15 protein-coding genes and 1 pseudogene are annotated in these 17,293 nt (G+C 41.6%); 11 read left to right on the top strand and 5 right to left on the bottom strand.

Features of this window, described 5'->3' with window-relative positions; all coding sequences use genetic code 11:
• Positions 1–119 precede the first annotated feature (119 nt).
• Positions 120–2,858, bottom strand: coding sequence for a bifunctional aconitate hydratase 2/2-methylisocitrate dehydratase (gene acnB / locus NIES592_RS15140; protein WP_073556180.1), 2,739 nt, complete (start codon positions 2,856–2,858; stop codon positions 120–122).
• A gap of 294 nt (positions 2,859–3,152) precedes the next feature.
• Between acnB and NIES592_RS15135 the strand changes: the two genes are divergently transcribed.
• From NIES592_RS15135 to NIES592_RS15120, 4 genes are all read left to right on the top strand, one after another.
• Complete coding sequence (locus NIES592_RS15135) at positions 3,153–3,467, top strand: 2Fe-2S iron-sulfur cluster-binding protein (protein WP_073556179.1); 315 nt, start codon at positions 3,153–3,155, stop codon at positions 3,465–3,467.
• A gap of 108 nt (positions 3,468–3,575) precedes the next feature.
• Positions 3,576–3,758 (top strand): hypothetical protein, encoded by a 183-nt coding sequence (locus NIES592_RS15130; RefSeq protein ID WP_073556188.1) that lies wholly within the window; start codon positions 3,576–3,578, stop codon positions 3,756–3,758.
• A gap of 64 nt (positions 3,759–3,822) precedes the next feature.
• On the top strand, positions 3,823–4,884 hold the full coding sequence (locus NIES592_RS15125) for a DUF3326 domain-containing protein (RefSeq protein WP_073556178.1): 1,062 nt from the start codon (positions 3,823–3,825) through the stop codon (positions 4,882–4,884).
• A 91-nt stretch (positions 4,885–4,975) separates the two neighbouring features.
• Entirely contained in the window at positions 4,976–5,557 is a 582-nt protein-coding gene (locus NIES592_RS15120; protein WP_062247768.1) for a CPBP family intramembrane glutamic endopeptidase, read from the top strand.
• Between the two features lie 57 nt (positions 5,558–5,614).
• Here NIES592_RS15120 and purN read toward each other — a convergent pair whose 3' ends face one another.
• Positions 5,615–6,259 carry a phosphoribosylglycinamide formyltransferase gene (purN, locus tag NIES592_RS15115; protein WP_073556177.1) on the bottom strand — a complete coding sequence of 215 codons (645 nt, stop codon included), beginning with the start codon at positions 6,257–6,259 and terminating at the stop codon, positions 5,615–5,617.
• 21 nt (positions 6,260–6,280) lie between these two features.
• On the opposite strand from purN, the gene NIES592_RS15110 reads away from it, so the two are divergent.
• Complete coding sequence (locus NIES592_RS15110) at positions 6,281–7,174, top strand: carbohydrate ABC transporter permease (protein WP_073556176.1); 894 nt, start codon at positions 6,281–6,283, stop codon at positions 7,172–7,174.
• A 137-nt stretch (positions 7,175–7,311) separates the two neighbouring features.
• Here the strand turns inward: NIES592_RS15110 and NIES592_RS15105 are convergent, their stop codons facing one another.
• The 3 genes from NIES592_RS15105 to glcD all read right to left on the bottom strand — a co-directional run bounded on the left by NIES592_RS15105 (position 7,312) and on the right by glcD (position 12,825).
• Positions 7,312–8,586, bottom strand: coding sequence for a peptidoglycan-binding domain-containing protein (locus NIES592_RS15105; protein ID WP_073556175.1), 1,275 nt, complete (start codon positions 8,584–8,586; stop codon positions 7,312–7,314).
• A 256-nt stretch (positions 8,587–8,842) separates the two neighbouring features.
• Positions 8,843–10,672 carry a GAF domain-containing sensor histidine kinase gene (locus NIES592_RS15100; protein ID WP_073556174.1) on the bottom strand — a complete coding sequence of 610 codons (1,830 nt, stop codon included), beginning with the start codon at positions 10,670–10,672 and terminating at the stop codon, positions 8,843–8,845.
• 665 nt (positions 10,673–11,337) lie between these two features.
• Complete coding sequence (glcD, locus tag NIES592_RS15095; RefSeq protein WP_073556173.1) at positions 11,338–12,825, bottom strand: glycolate oxidase subunit GlcD; 1,488 nt, start codon at positions 12,823–12,825, stop codon at positions 11,338–11,340.
• Between the two features lie 114 nt (positions 12,826–12,939).
• On the opposite strand from glcD, the pseudogene NIES592_RS26305 reads away from it, so the two are divergent.
• From NIES592_RS26305 to devC, 6 genes and pseudogenes are all read left to right on the top strand, one after another.
• Positions 12,940–13,017 (top strand): annotated as a pseudogene (locus tag NIES592_RS26305) (Uma2 family endonuclease); the annotation flags it as partial.
• A gap of 195 nt (positions 13,018–13,212) precedes the next feature.
• Positions 13,213–13,791 (top strand): TetR/AcrR family transcriptional regulator, encoded by a 579-nt coding sequence (locus NIES592_RS15085; protein ID WP_073556171.1) that lies wholly within the window; start codon positions 13,213–13,215, stop codon positions 13,789–13,791.
• 56 nt (positions 13,792–13,847) lie between these two features.
• Positions 13,848–15,134, top strand: a complete 1,287-nt coding sequence (locus NIES592_RS15080) for an ABC exporter membrane fusion protein (RefSeq protein WP_073556170.1) — start codon at positions 13,848–13,850, stop codon at positions 15,132–15,134.
• Between the two features lie 153 nt (positions 15,135–15,287).
• Entirely contained in the window at positions 15,288–15,704 is a 417-nt protein-coding gene (locus tag NIES592_RS15075) for a DUF6463 family protein (protein ID WP_073556169.1), read from the top strand.
• On the top strand, positions 15,685–15,894 hold the full coding sequence (locus tag NIES592_RS15070; RefSeq protein ID WP_073556168.1) for a hypothetical protein: 210 nt from the start codon (positions 15,685–15,687) through the stop codon (positions 15,892–15,894). The genes NIES592_RS15075 and NIES592_RS15070 overlap by 20 nt, the downstream gene beginning before the upstream one ends.
• A 178-nt stretch (positions 15,895–16,072) precedes the next feature.
• Positions 16,073–17,236, top strand: coding sequence for an ABC transporter permease DevC (gene devC, locus NIES592_RS15065; RefSeq protein WP_073556167.1), 1,164 nt, complete (start codon positions 16,073–16,075; stop codon positions 17,234–17,236).
• Positions 17,237–17,293 lie beyond the last annotated feature (57 nt).

Raw genomic sequence — 17,293 nt, 5'->3', positions numbered from 1 at the left:
CTAAAAAAACGTTTTTTACCAGGCGCAAGGAATATTGCGTCTCCATATTCAATTTACATCAGGCGTAAATTTTTATTCCCACTAACAAAATAGGGTGAGCAGCGCCCACCCAAATTTAACTATGGAGTACGTAACGTACCAGCCGGAATACCCAAAATATCCTCAATCTTAGGCATATCTTCCAGCGCAATCACCCTACCCTCATCCTCAAAACCAGCAATTTGATCAAAGTTCAAATACCGATACAATTCCCCAGCAAAAGGATGAATCTTAGTCGCCACAATGTCCATGTATTCCTGCACTGTGGGAACACGTCCTAACAACGCACAAACTGCTGCTAATTCTGCTGAACCAAGATATACTCGCGCATCTTTACCCATGCGGTTGTTGAAGTTGCGGGTAGAGGTAGAAAACACTGTTGCACCATCAGCAACCCGCGCTTGGTTCCCCATGCACAAGCTGCAACCAGGTAACTCCATCCGCGCACCCGCTGCACCAAAAATACCATACACACCTTCTTCTTTTAATTGGTGTTCATCCATGCGGGTTGGTGGACAAATCCACAAACGGGTTTTGACTGCGCCTGCACCTTCCAAAACTTTGGCAGTGGCGCGATAATGACCGATATTCGTCATACAAGAACCAACGAATACTTCATCAACGCGATCGCCTGCAACTTCCGATAATAATTTCACATTATCAGGATCATTCGGCGCTGCCACAATTGGTTCTTTGATTTCGTTCAAATCAATTTCAAGAATTTCGGCATATTCCGCATCCGCATCTGCTTCCATTAATACAGGATTTGCCAACCATTGTTCCATTTTGGCAACGCGGCGTAGGATAGTTTTAGCATCGCCATAACCGCGTGCTACCATGTTTTTCAACAAAGCAACATTAGAACGCAAATATTCGGAAACTGTCTCAATACTCAATTTAATCGTGCAACCAGCACAGGAACGTTCGGCGGTAGCATCGGTCAGTTCAAAAGCCTGCTCAACTTTCAAATCTGGCAAGCCTTCGATTTCCATTATCCGCCCAGCAAAGACATTTTTTTTGTTCTGCTTCTCTACTGTTAGCAAACCTTTTTGAATAGCTACGTAAGGAATAGCATTCACAATATCCCGTAGAGTCACACCTGGTTGTAATTCCCCTTTGAAACGTACCAAAACTGATTCTGGCATATCCAGAGGCATTACACCCAAAGCCGCTGCAAAGGCTACTAACCCGGAACCAGCAGGGAAGGAAATACCCAAGGGGAAGCGGGTGTGAGAGTCACCGCCAGTTCCCACGGTATCTGGTAACAGCATCCGGTTTAACCATGAGTGAATGATTCCATCACCAGGACGCAAGGCGACGCCACCACGAGAAGCGAAAAAGTCGGGTAGTTCGTGTTGAGTTTTGATATCAACTGGTTTGGGATAGGCGGCGGTATGACAGAAACTCTGCATTACTAAGTCTGCACTGAAACCTAGACAAGCGAGTTCTTTCAATTCATCCCGCGTCATAGGTCCGGTGGTATCTTGGGAACCAACAGTAGTCATCATTGGTTCGCAATAAGTACCGGGACGGACACCGGCTAAACCGCAGGCTTTACCTACCATTTTTTGAGCGAGGGTGTAGCCTTTACCTGTGTCAACTGGTTGTTGCGGACGGGTGAAAATCGGGCTGGGTTCTAAACCTAATGCAAGTCTGGTTTTATCTGTGAGAGTGCGTCCAATTAATAAGGGAATGCGTCCGCCGGCGCGCACTTCGTCCAAAATAGTATCAGGTTTGAGGGTGAAGGTGGAAATTACTTCCTCAGACGTGCCATGGCACGTCTCTACATGTGTGGTGATTTCGCCTTTGTAAGGATGAATAGTAATTACCATCCCTGTTTCCATCTTGCTGACATCGCACTGGATGGGGAAAGCACCAGCATCTTCAGCTGTGTTGAAGAAAATAGGGGCGATCGTACCACCTAAAATATATCCACCCGATCGCTTGTTAGGAACATAGGGAATATCATCGCCAATGTGCCACAATACCGAGTTAATGGCTGATTTGCGGGAGGAACCAGTACCTACGACATCTCCCACATAGGCGACTGGGTATCCTTTTTTCTTCAATTCGGCGATGGTATCCAACGCTCCAGGCATCCGCGATTCTAGCATTGCCAAGGCGTGTAAAGGAATATCCGGGCGAGTAGTAGCTTGGGTAGCGGGCGATAAATCGTCAGTGTTAGTTTCGCCTGGAACTTTGAAGACAGTAACAGTGATCGTTTCGGGTACTTCGGGACGACTAGTAAACCACTCTGCCTCTTTCCAAGAATCAATTACCTGTTTGGCATAGGGGTTGACTTTGGATAATTCCAAAATATCATTGAAAGCATCGTACACTAACAGGGTTTTGCTCAAAGCGGCGGCGGCGTAGGCTGCGATCGGTTCTTTACCTTCTCCTCCCATGACTAAAGGTGTTTCGGAAGAATCGGAAAAGGATACAGTGGCAGTTTGCAGCAGTTCGATTAAAGATTGGACATTATAACCACCTACCATTGTCCCTAGCAATTGTACTGCTGCGATCGGTGAAATCAGGGGACTGGTGATTTCTTGTTTGGCAATAGCAGTGAGAAATCCGGCTTTGACGTAAGCTGCTGGATCGACTCCGGGAGGAACGCGATCGCGCAATAAATGTAATAATGTTTCTCTCTTGGAAAGCTCCGATTGGAGGAAACCTCCGCTGGAACTTTCCGCTTCTTCTTCCGCAGGTGGATTTTTCAGTAATTCACACAGTTCTAATGTTTGCTTTGCATCTAAAGGTAGCGGGGGAATTCCTAAAGCAGCGCGTTCAGCAACATGTTGGTAGTATGATTCCAGCATTTTACTCTCCAAAGGTTCAACCCAAAAATTTCGCTCGTATTTGTGATCACTTCCCTATTTTCAGAGATGGAAAGGTGGGGAGAATCATCACCCCATCCCCCACCAATTCCTCAAAGTCGAGGTGACAAACTCTAGTTTTTGTCCAGGATTTATAATTATCCCCTACAGTTACTATTGCATATATAACTCTGACAAGAGAATATTTATTTAATTTGCACTTATAAATTTGGTTATTTGTCTATTTTTAAGATAAAATATTAGATTTGTTTGCTGCATTACTCTCGGAATTTGTATATGTCCAATATTTATACGGTTGAAATTAACCATCAAGGCAAAACTTATACTTTACAAGTCCCCGAAAATGAAACAATCTTATCAGTTGCAGATGCAGCGGGATTAGAATTACCTAGTTCCTGTCATGCAGGCGTTTGTACAACTTGTGCTGGTCAAATTATTTCCGGTACAGTAGATCAAACTGATGGCATGGGCGTAAGTCCCGAACTCCAAGAACAAGGTTACGTCTTACTTTGTGTTGCCTATCCTCGTTCTGATTTAAAAATTGCCACAGAAAAAGAAGATACCGTTTATCAATTACAATTTGGGAAATAATATAGATTAGGTGTTTGTTGCTCGTTGTTTGTTGATTGGGAAAATCATCAACAATCAACCACCAACTACCAACAATCAACCATCAACCACCAACTACCAAAAAATACTATGACAACTCATTTCATCACCGCAGAAATTAATCTCCAAGAAACTCCTACAGAATTACAAAAAGCAATTGAAGCAGAATTGAAAAAGCAAGGCGAACCTCTTCGTTGGGCAATTACTTCTGTGGATGTTTCCCAACAAAAAGCAACCATCGAAGCTGTCGTCACCAAGCAAGAAAATCAGTAAACGACGAATCAGGAATTATGAATTAAAAAGTTTATAATTCATAATTCATAATTCATAGTTTTTCATGCGTCCATACACTTCTATTTTAATTGTACCAACTGGCATTGGGGCTGCCATTGGTGGTTATGCAGGTGATGCATTACCAGTGGCAAAAACTATCGCCCAGGTTTGCGATCGCCTGATCACCCACCCCAATGTCACGAATGGTGCGACTTTATATTGGAATCTCCCCAATGCTTTCTACGTTGAAGGTTATGGGCTTGACAAATTTGCCTCTGGGTGCTGGGGATTACGCCCCGTCCATCAAAATCGCATTGGTTTACTTTTAGACCAAGGAATAGAGCCAGAACTGCGAGTGCGACACCTACAAGCAGCGGACGCGGCAAGGGCAACTTTAGGATTGTCTTTAACAGATTATGTAATTACAGATGCGCCATTGAACGTAGAATTACGTACATCTGCCTCTGGTATCAGTTGGGGAACTATAGGTAATCCAGATAGCTTATTACGCTCAGCAGAAATATTAATTAACAAAGCTGGTGCAGAAGCGATCGCAGTTGTGGCTCGTTTCCCCGACAATATTGATGAACAAGCAGACCAAAACTACCGTCACGGCAAAGGTGTAGATCCGATCGCAGGTGCTGAAGCTGTGATCAGCCATCTACTAGTACGACAGTTTCACATTCCTTGCGCCCATTCTCCAGCCTTTTTACCTCCATCCCTAGATCCGGATTTATCTCCTCGTTCAGCTGCCGAAGAATTGGGTTATACTTTTCTGCCAAGCGTTCTTGTTGGTCTAAGCCGCGCACCCCAATTTATTATGAGGAAGACTGAGCAAATACCTGAACCAACAGATATTTGGGCTAATCAAATAGATGCCGTGATTGTGCCAGCAAGCGCATGTGGCAGTAGTGCTTTACTGAATCTCAGCCAAACTCAATCCCTCATAGTTACAGTTCAGGAAAATCATACTCTGCTTCAAGTTCCTCCCCAACCTTTGGGGATAAAATCAGTAGAGGTAAACTCATATTTAGAAGCAGTGGGTGTATTAGTTGCCCACAAAGCTGGCATTAACCCATATGCCCTTAATCCTGAAATCTCGCAATTACGCTGTTTAAATAATTAGTTAATGGTTAGTGGTTAGTAGTTAGTGGTTGGTTTATTACTCCCTACACTTCCCACACTCCCTTGTCCTCCCAATCCCAATCCCCAACTCCGTGACTCAACCAGAAAAACAAGAGCCAGAAATACCCTATCTGACACGCACCCAAGTGCTGGTGGCGATGGCAGTAACTGCTGTAGTTTTATGGACGATTGCCAAACTATGGTTGTATTTTGGCAATTTTACCCTGATGCCCTTAACCTGGAATTCCAGGGATTTGCTTTTAGGCGTGGGTTTAGGCTTAAGTATTACTGGTTTGAGTGGTTTAGCTTATCAACTTTGTCCCCCTTACCGTAAAAGCGCCAATTATTACTTAGAAATAGTTCTCAAACCCCTAGCTTTACCTGATTTAATTTGGTTGGGGTTATTACCAGGATTAAGTGAAGAATTATTGTTTCGTGGTGTAATGTTGCCAGCTTTTGGATTAGATGATGCTGCTGTGATCGTATCTGGTCTTTGTTTTGGTGTTTTGCATCTGAGTGGTTCGCAACAATGGCCTTATGTAATTTGGGCAACTATTGTTGGACTAATCTTAGGATATAGCGCTCTTTTCAGTGGTAATTTGTTAGTGCCAATTATTGCTCATGTGTTTACAAATATTGTTTCTAGTTATTTGTGGAAAGTAGGAAGGTATTAACAAGGGTGAAATGGTATGAATATGAGATTTAAAAACTCAAATTGTTCCAACATACATTCATAAAGCTTGTTTTGCCGCTAATGCGATCGCTTGTGGTAATATCCTGTGTTCCTGCACCTGAATTCTGGCGTGGAGAGTTTCGGGCGTATCACCCTGTAAGACGGGAACCGCTGCTTGCATTAAAATCGGACCGCTATCCATTTCCAAAGAAACTAAATGTACCGTACAGCCAGTAATTTTTACACCACTAGCTAGGGCTTGCTCCACGGCACGAGAACCTTTAAAACTAGGTAATAAGCTGGGATGAATATTAATAATCTTATTTGTAAAAGCATCAATTAATACCTCTGTCACTAGTCGCATCCAACCAGCCATAATTACCCAATCCACATTATACTGCCGTAAAGTTTGGACAATTTGCCGATCAAACTCCTGGCGGCTGCTGTAGTCACGGTGGTTGAGAAGTACAGCAGGTATATTCCAATTACTAGCCCGGACTGCGGCATAGGCATCTGGGTTATTGTAAATTAACACTTGAATTTGGGCGTTGAGTTGCCCGTCTTTGATGGCTTGAGCAACTGCTTCAAAGTTACTACCATTTCCCGAAGCCATGATTCCCAATTGCAAAGGAGTGCTTTGATTAAGTACGTTTGGAATTTGAGGAGAAATCAGGCTAGCGGTAGAATCAGGGCTAAGGGTCATAACGACAGGTTAATTTTATAAATGCCAAAAATATATAGTAAATCTAGTCAGGCGTGGTTGGATAATGATGCTGTTGCTGCTTGGATTTTTCTCGCTCCAGCACTGATTTTATTGAGTCTTTTTATCCTTTGGCCAATCGCTTATTTGTTTTATCTCAGTTTCACTAGTGGTATGTTCACATCTGACGGCATACACTGGATAGGCTTAAACAATTACTGGCGCTTGCTATCTAACTCGGATTTTTGGCAAGTTATTTTTAATACTATTTATTTCACTCTTGCTACGGTTATTCCTAGTTTAGTCATCCCTTTGGGACTAGCCATACTGTTAAACCAGACTTTGCCTTTGCGTGGTTTGTTGCGGAGTGTATATTTTTTACCATCGATTATCTCTTTAGTTGCGGCTGGATTGGGATTTCGTTGGTTATTTCAAAACGATGGTGCTGTGAATACGTTATTAGATGTCATAGGTATTAAAGCCATTCCCTGGTTAAGTAGTACTGTTTGGGCAATGCCAGTACTAATTATCTTAGGTATTTGGAAACAACTCGGCTTTAACATGGTGGTATTTTTAGCAGGGTTACAAACAATTCCTCCAAGTCGATACGAAGCTGCGGAACTAGATGGCGCTAATGCTTGGCAAAAGTTTTGGCACATTACCCTACCTGGATTGCAGTCAACTTTAATCTTTGCGGTCATTACCACTATGATTTTCACACTGCGGAGTTTTGAGCAAGTATACGTAATGACTGGTGGTGGGCCTTTGAATTCTACTAATTTAATGGTTTACTACATTTACCAAGAGGCTTTTGCTCAATTTGATTTTGGTTATGCAGCAGCCGCTGCAACAGTATTATTTGCGGTGACACTTATACTAGTGTATTTGCAATTACAAATTTGGAAAGAGGAAAGTTAAAATTGATTGAGCGATCGTATCGCTGGCGTTGTCCAATATAAGCATGATTACTTATGATTCTCGTTTAACCTCACACAAACAGCCCCTCTGCGAAGAGGGTCTTTTATTATAAGCGTATATTTATCACTTCCCAAGCCTTAAAAATATTCTACCCGTGCATCAAAACCGCGATCGCGTAACTGACTTGAACGTCTTTCGGCTTCGGGGCGAGTGCCAAAAGCGCCAGCATTGACATAATCTCCCAGCCTTGATTTTACTGCAAAAGCCTGGGGTACAAACTGACGAACTTGCTCCAGAGTATTGGCATCGCGAATTGGTACAATTACCACATAGCGGTTTTCAATATTGGGGTTTTCTCCTCCTGTAGAGTTGTTATTAGTTAATCCCAATGCTTGCCAGGTTTGAAAATCTACAAATCCAGTGGGATTGAGTCCAGCAGTTTGCTGAAATTTGGCAACAGCATCTCTTGTTTCTGTACCGTAGTAACCCGTAATTTCACGATTAAAGAATCCCTGTTGACGTAAACTTTGTTGCACGGCGACAACGCGCGGACTATTTTCACCTAAACAGATAAAACCACTTGTTGGTGAACAAGCAGAATTGTTGTTATTGGCATAGTTTGCATTGGTGGATATTGCTGTCCAAGTTTGTCCATCAACAATACCATTAGCAGTGAGTCCGTAATCACGCTGAAAACGTACTACAGCATCTTTGGTGACAGAGCCAAAATTACCGGTAGGATTCGCTTGAAAATAACCCAACTGCGCCAAATTTCTTTGTAATTGTAATACTTGCGGCCCTGCATCACCTTCGTTTAAGGCATTGGGGTATTTATCTGTTCCACCACCGACACTGTGATTATTTGGTCTTGATGCTAAATTAGTACGTATTACTTGCAATGTGTTTGCACCCACAACACCATCAGCTTGCAATTTTTTAGATTGCTGGAACCGAATCACAGCTTGCTCTGTTTCTTGACCAAAATAACCTGTCACCGGGCCTTTATAGTAACCCAAGGTTCGTAAAGATTGTTGTAGTTGTGTTACTGCTGCTCCCCTACTACCTACTTTGATAACATTACTACTGCTACTCTTAGATTGCCGAGGTTGACATGCAGCTTGTAATGCTCGTTGAGTTTGTGGACCTACCTGCCCAATTGCAGGAATCTTCTTTGCTCGCTGGAATGTTTTGACCGCATTTTCTGTTAAGGGGCCAAAATTGCCATTGATTGGGCCATTGTAGTAGCCTAACCTTTGCAAACATCTCTGGACACTGGTGACTTGGGGACCGCTATTTCCTCTTTCTAGTGCTAATGCTTGCCCTGCTGTATTGAGAAATGCCAAAGTCAATGCTACAGATAAAAGCCGCATTTTTGCACTAATAGATGACTCCTGCCTATTCCAGTCACTCATAATTATTAAATAGCAAATATTGGAGTTTTCGTTACGGATGACTCCGTGTATATTTATTACCCAAATATTTTTAATTAACCTACAGTAGCATTAGCAATGATATATTTTAATTTATATTTACGAAAAAATATACCATTTTTCATGGAGATTCCATGAAAATTAGTTCACCTAAGTAGAAATATTTAAAGTTTTTTATACGAGATTCATACAGTTTCATTCATCGGATTTTTATGTATAAATATATACTTAATACTTTTCAGGTGGCGATCGCTCTGGGTAAAACTAAGGTAAAGGTAGTAAAGGCTGCTGTACTTTCGACACGAATTGAGCCTTTTAAAAGTTTTGCCAGCTTCTGAACTAGTGCCAATCCGAGTCCAGTACCACCATATTGCCAAGAATTATGTTTAGGAAGGCGGTAAAATGGGTCGAAAATACGTAGTTGCTCATTGGTCGCAATTTCAACACCAGAATTGCTAATGCTGATTTCTACAGTTTTCTCTGTTGCATATGCAGCAACGGTAATCGATTCTCCCACAGGTGTATATTTACATGCATTGCTGAGTAATTCGGTAACAATACGTTCTAAGTGACTGATATCTGTTTCCAACAGTGGCAGTTCCGCAGCTAGATGCAAAAATAACTGTTGTTGCTGACAAATAGTCACTTCTCGAAAAGATTCCACAATCGGAGGAAGCCAACTGTTGAGATCAATCATGATTACGGTTAAAACGTCAGCTTCTGCTTCTAAATATGTAAGCGAGAGCAAATCGTTAATCAGTTTGCTTTCTCGCTGACACTCGTTCTGTAAAATCTGCAATAGTTGTGATACTATGTCTGTATCTAATACTGTTTCTTGCTTGATAATTGCTTCTAGAGTTTGTACGGCTAGGCTAATACTGGTGATTGGTGTTCGCAATTCATGAGACAGGGATCTGAGAAATTCGTGTTTGAGGTTTTCAAGTTTTTCGAGTTGGTTTACTTGTGTCTGGGCTAGCTGATAAAGTCTAGCTTGACGAAGCGCGATCACACATTGATTGGCTACTTGCTGTACCAGTTTAATTTCCCATTCTGCAAACAGTTCTGGAGTGACTTTTGTCAGCCAAATATTTCCCATTACTGTTTCGGCGTCAAAAATGGGACAAGCTAGCTGTGTCACTACAACTAACTGCGGATTCCAATCTCGTAAAACTTCACTAAATTGCAATGACTGTTTTTGTAATAGTGACTGATACAGTTCGGGAAAGTCTCTCACCCATCGTTTCATCCCTTGGTACACAGGAGGGATGGTAGTGTACTCGTGGGCAATAGTAGTGAAAGTCTGGTTGGTATCATATAATTCGATGTGACAACGCTCGACCTGCAACACTTTTGCTAATTGAGTAATAGCAGTTTCTAAAACCTTGTCTGCATCTATACAATCACGGATTTGTTCAGTTAGATTTTGCATCAAGAATTGATGCTGCTGCAACTTGATTTTGGTTTGCAGATCCTGCACCTGTTGACGGAGTTCTGTTTGTTGGATGGCAATATTGATTTGGATTGCTAATTGCTTGAGTAAATCAATTTCTACTTGTTGCCATTGCCGTGGTTCACAACAATTTTGAGCAATTAACAACCCCCAAAGATCCTGCTGGCATAAAATTGGTACTACCAGATTAGCTCTGATCTGCAAGGAGGATAGAAAATCTATTTGACAAGGATGCAAGCCAGCGGCGTAAATATCTTCTACAATCTGGATACAACCCCGCTTGTAACGTTCTGCGTGTTTTTCGTGAAAGCAAGTGTCTGTGATCTTCATTCCCAACAATGGCTTACCCGCAACAATAGTAGATTCTGCAACTATAGTCCCGCCACCATCAGAATTAAGACGGTAAATCAGTACGCGATCGCTTAATAAGAACCTGCGTAATTCTGTAACTGTGAGATTCACAATCGTATTTAAATCAAAAGATTGGCAAATTCGTTGAGCGATCGCGCTCAATATTTGATTAGGATTGCTCCCATCTTCTAAATCTGTACCTATTTGGAATTTTTGACACGCTGCTTGTGTCAACTCTGCAGTGGATTCCGATGGATTGATGTTCATGCGAGAGTCCCTGGTTGGGTTTACTGACTCTACTAGGCTTTATTCCCGTAACATATATGTAATTGTAATAGATGCCTTAAACTGCTTTAGACAAAGCATTTTCAGTCTGTGTTGACCGAAATTGTATCGTATGCACTGCTGATGAAAAAGTTAGTAAAGCTTAATACTTGCTTGCTCAAGCTGTATATTTCCTGCTTATCCAAATCCAAAATTTATTTGCAGGCAAATTTCAAAATATACTTACTTAATATTTATCATAGTATTATTGCACACATTCACCTTGCTATAATTTTTCACTGATTAAATTTTACAAATCTTTATACGAATATTTATATGATTGCGTAGACCGTTAATTGGATTCTTATATCAAGTTCGGCTAATTGCTTACGATATTATGCTTCGCTTTTGGTCATTGGTTTTTCCCCATTACCCTTCGGGTTAGCTACTTTGCCATCTCGGCATAAGCCAAGACGGCAAGTAGTCTCAGCAATTACCTATTACCGATTACCAGCCTACGCGACAGTATAAGTATTCAACAGAACATGATATTACCTAATAGCTGTAGTTGCAGTAAAAATATAAAGTGATAGTCTACTAAAGTAAACTTTAACTATTAGCCCTGGAATGAACTCCAAGGCAGCATGTTAACTGATAACTGATAACTGTTAAAAACGTTCCACCCCTTCTATTGCCTCAAACTTCTTACCACTCTCACCCATAGCCCTTGCAGCTTCTCCACAGGTGCGCGGCGTCGGAAAAATCTTCTCTGGATTCGCCAAACCTTTGGGATCAAAAACTTGCCTTACCCATTGCATAGTTTCTAAATCAGCTTGTGTAAACATCTGTGGCATATAACATTTTTTATCTGCACCAATGCCATGTTCACCAGAAATACTACCGCCTACTCTCACACATAACTTGAGAATTTCTCCCCCCACTTCTTCGACTATTTCTAATGCACCAGGAACAGAATTATCAAAAAGAATCAAGGGGTGAAGATTCCCATCACCAGCGTGAAATACATTCGCAATTTTATAACCATATTTTTGACTCAATGCCTCAATTTCTTGTAACACATAAGCTAATTGAGTCCGGGGAATTACCCCATCCTGTACATAATAATCTGGACTCAAATGCCCAGCAGCAGCAAATGCAGCTTTACGTCCTTTCCATAATTTGAGGCGTTGTTCTGGATCACTCGCAGAAGTAACATTACGCGCACCATTTTGTTTACAAATCTCGGCAACTTTTTGTTTATTTGCTGCAACTTCTACCGCCAACCCATCAATTTCTACTAACAAAATTGCCGTTGCATCACGGGGGTAACAATTTGTTTTTACTACATCTTCCACTGCATTGATGCTGAGGTTATCCATAATTTCCATCCCACCAGGAATAATCCCCGCACTGATAATATCAGAAACACTCGCCCCCGCCGCTTCAATACTCGTAAAATCTGCTAGTAAAACACAGATTGATTCTGCACTTTTAAGAATTCGCAGCGTAATTTCCGTAGCGATACCTAAAGTTCCTTCCGATCCAACAAATATACCCGTTAAATCATAACCAGGCATTTCGGGGATTTCTCCACCTAAGTCTAAAATTTCGCCTTCAGGAGTGACTATTTTTAACCCCAAAACGTGGTTGGTTGTCACACCATACTTGAGACAATGCACACCCCCAGAGTTTTCCGCAACATTACCACCAATAGAGCAGATAATTTGACTAGAGGGATCGGGAGCATAGTAAAAACCAGCACCACTTACTGTTTGCGTCACCCAGTTATTAATCACCCCTGGTTGCACCACAACAAGCTGATTCTCTAAATCTACATCAAGTATTTGCCGCATCAAGGATGTGACAATCAAAACACTATTTTCAACAGGCAAAGCCCCACCTGATAAACCAGTACCAGAACCACGGGCAATAAAGGGGACAACATATTTATTGCATATCTTGACTACCGCCGCCACCTGTTGACTAGTTCTGGGTAATACCACCACCGCCGGGCGTTGGCGATAGCTGGTGAGTCCATCGCATTCATAAGTAATCAGTTCTTCTCGGCGTTGTACTACACCATTTTTGCCAACTGCTGCTTCAAATTCTTTAATGATGGGTTGCCAGTTGGGTTGTTGTTTGTCTTGGGTGAGCATAGGTTTTGTGGAAAGATGTGATCGCTCGTGTGAGTTGGTCTAATTAATATTGTTACAGGTGTTTTATACAATCAACTAACCTAGAAATATCGCTCTCAAGTGGTGGGTAAACTCATGGTTGAGCAACTTTTAATCAATAATGATGATTACTACGTGCCAGATGCTAGCCAGCTAGTTACTGAAGATGATACGCTACTAGCAACTGGAGATGAACGTGCAAAAGTTGCTGAACAACGCGCTGCACAATTAGCCGAAAGACTGCGATCGCTCGGCATAGATCCAGATACTCTATAGAGTAATCGAATAAATAAAATTTCATTCAACTATCTTGCCAAATATTTCTTGTCGCTTTAATATATAACTAACGTTCGATATAAAACAATATAAATGCCGAAGATAGTTGATCATGAACAATACCGTAAAGAATTGTTGATGAAATCATTTGATTTATTTGCCCAAAAAGGTTATGCCGCAATTACGATGCGTGAGATAGCCAAAGAATTAGGAGTTTCTACGGGAACTTTATATCATTACTTTCCTAACAAAGAAGCATTATTTTTACAGTTAGTAGAAGAGCAAACACGACAAGACATTCTCAACTTTTTTGCTGAGGCAGGAGATGCCAAAAATTTAGCAGAACGCATCAAAGCTTTGATGAATTTTGTTGCAAAGAACGAAGATTATTTCTCTAAACAAGCCCTGTTAGGGTTTGATTTTTATCAGCAGCAAGGGCGAGATGAAATCTTAAATAACCCAACTATGAAAAGAGCTTGGGAAGACACAAAACAAGCACTCGCAGATTATCTAGAAATCAAAGACCAAGCAATAATCAACTTCATTTATTGCTTCTTGAATGGCATAATTTCATCACGAATGTTTGAGGGTGATACATTTTCTTACACCGAACAAAGCGAACTACTGGCAAACATATTAACCGCTTATTTGCAAAACCCAAAAAAACATTAAAACTCCGCTTTCCTCTGCGCCATCCTCTGCGTTCCTCCGCGTTAAAAAAAGAAAACATGACTCAACAATTTATCTCAAAACCTTCCACTCAAAAACTGCTCGGATTAGTCATAACAGCCACAGCTTTAACTGGTGCGATCGCCTTCTATGGTATCTCCCAAGCTGGCTTACTCAGCAAATCCGAACCTCCACCCGTAGAAACCCCTCCTGCTGTCAAAAAAGTCACCGCCCTCGGACGCCTGCAACCAGAAGGAGAAGTAATTAGCTTATCTGCACCTTTAGCGCTGGATGGTGATCGCTTAGATAAATGGCTTGTCAAAGAAGGCGATCGCGTCACAACAGGACAAATTCTGGCAATTTTAGATTCTCAAAAACCCTTGCAAGATGCTGTCACACAAGCAAAAGAACAAGTGAAAATCGCTCAAGCTAAACTAGCACAGGTGAAAGCAGGTGCAAAAACCGGAGAAATTCAAGCACAGCAAGCAAATATTAATCGAATTCAGACAGAACAACTAACAGAAATTCAGGCACAAACAGCAACCATTGCCCGTTTGAAGGCACAACAACAGACAGAAACCCAAGCCCAGAAAGCCAACATCGGGCGTTTCACAGCAGAATTAGCAAACGCCAAATTAGAATTCCAACGCTATCAAACACTATATCAACAGGGGGCAATTTCTGCATCTTTACTAGATAGCAAACGCTTAGCATTCCAAACCGCACAACAGCAACTAGCCGAAGCCCAAGCCAACCTCAAACGTATTCAAACATCCCGACAACAAGAACTAGCCGAAGCCCAAGCCAACCTCAAACGTATTCAAACATCCCGACAAGAAGAATTAAAATCAGCAAAAGCAACTCTTAACCAAATTGCCGAAGTTCGTCCTGTTGATGTACAAACAGCACAAGCAGAGGTAGACAATGCGATCGCCACACTCAAACAAGCACAAACTAACCTAGAACAAGCTTATATTCGCGCCCCATTTCCGGGACAAATTCTCAAGATTCACACCCACGTCGGCGAAAAAATTGCTGATGCTGGCGTTGCAGAACTTGGACAAACTAACCAAATGCTAGTAGTAGCAGAAATTTATCAAACTGATATTGGCAAAATTCAACTTGGGCAGCAAGCAGTAATTACCGGACAGGCTTTTTCTGGAGAGTTGCGCGGAAAAGTATCACACATCGGCTTGCAGGTGAACAAACAAAACGTCTTCAGTAACCAACCAGGAGAAAACTTAGATCGCCGCGTAGTTGAAGTCAAAATTCGCCTCAACCCGGAAGATAGTAAGCAAGTGGGTAGTTTGACTAACTTGCAGGTGCAGACAGCAATTGAGTTGTAGAGTTTTGTCCTGATTTATAACGAATGTTTGATATTAAGTGCAATCGAGAAATGAAGATTATCTTTTTCATCACCAAGGTACCAAGACACCAAGAAAAATTCATTTCAAGACTGACTGATAAATTCTTCCACAGGGATATAAAGGAGACTTAGTATGTTTCGAGTTACCGGATATATTTTGATTGCTATTAGCATCATTCATGTTGTAGTTGGTGTCTGGATTTTTGCGGAACCGCTTACAGACATAATTCAGAACGGCATATTCAATACAGTTGCTCCTGATCCATTTGCTCCTTACTTTGATCGAGAAGATGCCTTCTGGTCTATGATGATAGCTGCCCCACTACTTTTGACTTTAGGACAGCTATGCTGCTGGGCGGAAGTTCAGGGAATCACCCTACCAGCTTTTCTCGGTTGGAATCTTCTGGCAATTTCTTTGGTTGCTGTATTTCTTGAGCCGATTTCAGGTTTTTGGCTGTTGATACCACCAGCTTTTCTCATACTCATAGCATCACGAAGAGCTACCACCAAACTCACTAAATCTACAGAATATGAATATTCAGTCTTATAGAACTTCCCTTGTTTGGTGGCGACTATTCCGCAGAAAAATTCATCCTTGGATAACTTTAGTTACAGCCGGTTGCAAAATCATTTACTCCTGTGGAATTGAACAGGATCAAGAAAAAGTCCGCTTCCTGCTAGCAATTACAAAAATCGACTTCGTAGGTGTTTACCAACTTTTAAATGATCTACTCTGGTGAAACCATAATGACTACCGATATTAAGCTACTGCAATGAAGCGAGAGTCTTTAAGCGTAGCTTAAAACATAACGAAAATCGAATCACCCATCCGTGTGCATCTGTGTGCATCGGTGTTCGTCTATTAAAAAAATTTGTCACCCCCTTAACTCACCTCAAACAAAAACTTAAACTATCACCATGCTTCCCAAATTCTTTCGCCGCATTCCTTTGGCATGGCTGCAATTAAAAAAAGAAAAAACACGCTTAATGGTAGCCCTTGCAGGTATAGCCTTTGCCGATATGCTGATGTTTGTACAACTAGGACTTTTAGACGCCCTCTTTGATAGTGCCACAAAACCTCACCAAAATTTACAAGCAGACTTAGTCTTAATTAATCCTCAATTTCAAACATTGTTCTACGTCAAAAGCTTTCCCAGAGAGAGATTACAGCAAATCTTAGCCTATGACGGAGTAAAATCTGTTCGACCCTTATATGCTGATATTGCCCAATGGCGTAACCCAAAAAATCGACTGAGTCGGGGAATTTTGGTATGGGGAATTGATCCAGCCAACCCACCCTTTGATCTACCTGAGGTGAACCAGCATCTAGATCAACTGAAACTACTAGATCGGGTATTATTTGATCGCGCTTCACGCCCAGAATACGGCCCCATCCCAGACTTAGTAAAACAGCATGGTAGCGTAGAAGCAGAGGTGAATCGGCAAACAGTACAAACAGTAGGTTTATTTCAGCTAGGCGCTTCTTTTGGTGCTGACGGTAACATAGTAGCCAGTGATTCTACGTTTCTCAAACTTTTTCCCAACTACCAGCCCAATCAAATAGCAGTTGGACTAATTAACCTCAAACCAGATGCAGATGTGCAAAAAGTGCGATCGCAGTTACAAGCAAGTTTACCAAACGATATAAAAGTAGTGACTCCCCAAGAATTTGCCCAGATAGAAATTAATTATTGGGGTAATCAAGGAATTGGATTTATTTTTGGTATGGGAGTTGCAGTAGGGTTCATCGTCGGGATTGTAATTGTTTATCAAATTCTCTACTCTGACGTTTCCGATCACCTGCCAGAATACGCCACCCTCAAAGCAATGGGATATAGCGATCGCTATCTCATGACCATGTTAATGCAAGAAGCTTTATTGTTAGCAGCATTAGGATTTATACCCGGATTAGCACTTTCGATAGGACTGTATCAGATCACCTACGCTGCAACTTTACTCCCCATTGCCATAAAACTCAATCGCGCCATATTTGTACTGACATTAACAATAATTATGTGCAGTGTTTCCGGTGCAATTGCTATGCGGAAACTCCGCGCCGCCGATCCCGCAGATATGTTTTAAAAATTGGTTAGTAGTTAGTAGTTAGTAGTTAGTAGTAAATAGTAATCAATTAACAAC

It is taken from the genome of Fischerella major NIES-592 (genome assembly GCF_001904645.1).
In the GTDB taxonomy this organism is placed as follows: Bacteria; Cyanobacteriota; Cyanobacteriia; order Cyanobacteriales; family Nostocaceae; genus Fischerella; species Fischerella thermalis.
The sequence above is the reverse complement of the archived record's forward strand: the minus strand, read 5'-3'. Positions and strand labels throughout refer to the sequence as shown.

Bases quoted from the DNA above. Each gene is read 5' to 3' on its own strand.
- NIES592_RS15135 (WP_073556179.1), top strand. From the start codon at position 3,153: ATGTCCAATATTTATACGGTTGAAATTAACCATCAAGGCAAAACTTAT.
- purN (WP_073556177.1), bottom strand. From the start codon at position 6,259: ATGACCCTTAGCCCTGATTCTACCGCTAGCCTGATTTCTCCTCAAATT.
- acnB (WP_073556180.1), bottom strand. From the start codon at position 2,858: ATGCTGGAATCATACTACCAACATGTTGCTGAACGCGCTGCTTTAGGA.
- devC (WP_073556167.1), top strand. From the start codon at position 16,073: ATGCTTCCCAAATTCTTTCGCCGCATTCCTTTGGCATGGCTGCAATTA.
- NIES592_RS15105 (WP_073556175.1), bottom strand. From the start codon at position 8,586: ATGAGTGACTGGAATAGGCAGGAGTCATCTATTAGTGCAAAAATGCGG.
- NIES592_RS15070 (WP_073556168.1), top strand. From the start codon at position 15,685: ATGAATATTCAGTCTTATAGAACTTCCCTTGTTTGGTGGCGACTATTC.
- NIES592_RS15080 (WP_073556170.1), top strand. From the start codon at position 13,848: ATGACTCAACAATTTATCTCAAAACCTTCCACTCAAAAACTGCTCGGA.
- glcD (WP_073556173.1), bottom strand. From the start codon at position 12,825: ATGCTCACCCAAGACAAACAACAACCCAACTGGCAACCCATCATTAAA.
- NIES592_RS15085 (WP_073556171.1), top strand. From the start codon at position 13,213: ATGCCGAAGATAGTTGATCATGAACAATACCGTAAAGAATTGTTGATG.
- NIES592_RS15125 (WP_073556178.1), top strand. From the start codon at position 3,823: ATGCGTCCATACACTTCTATTTTAATTGTACCAACTGGCATTGGGGCT.
- NIES592_RS15130 (WP_073556188.1), top strand. From the start codon at position 3,576: ATGACAACTCATTTCATCACCGCAGAAATTAATCTCCAAGAAACTCCT.
- NIES592_RS15100 (WP_073556174.1), bottom strand. From the start codon at position 10,672: ATGAACATCAATCCATCGGAATCCACTGCAGAGTTGACACAAGCAGCG.
- NIES592_RS15075 (WP_073556169.1), top strand. From the start codon at position 15,288: ATGTTTCGAGTTACCGGATATATTTTGATTGCTATTAGCATCATTCAT.
- NIES592_RS15110 (WP_073556176.1), top strand. From the start codon at position 6,281: ATGCCAAAAATATATAGTAAATCTAGTCAGGCGTGGTTGGATAATGAT.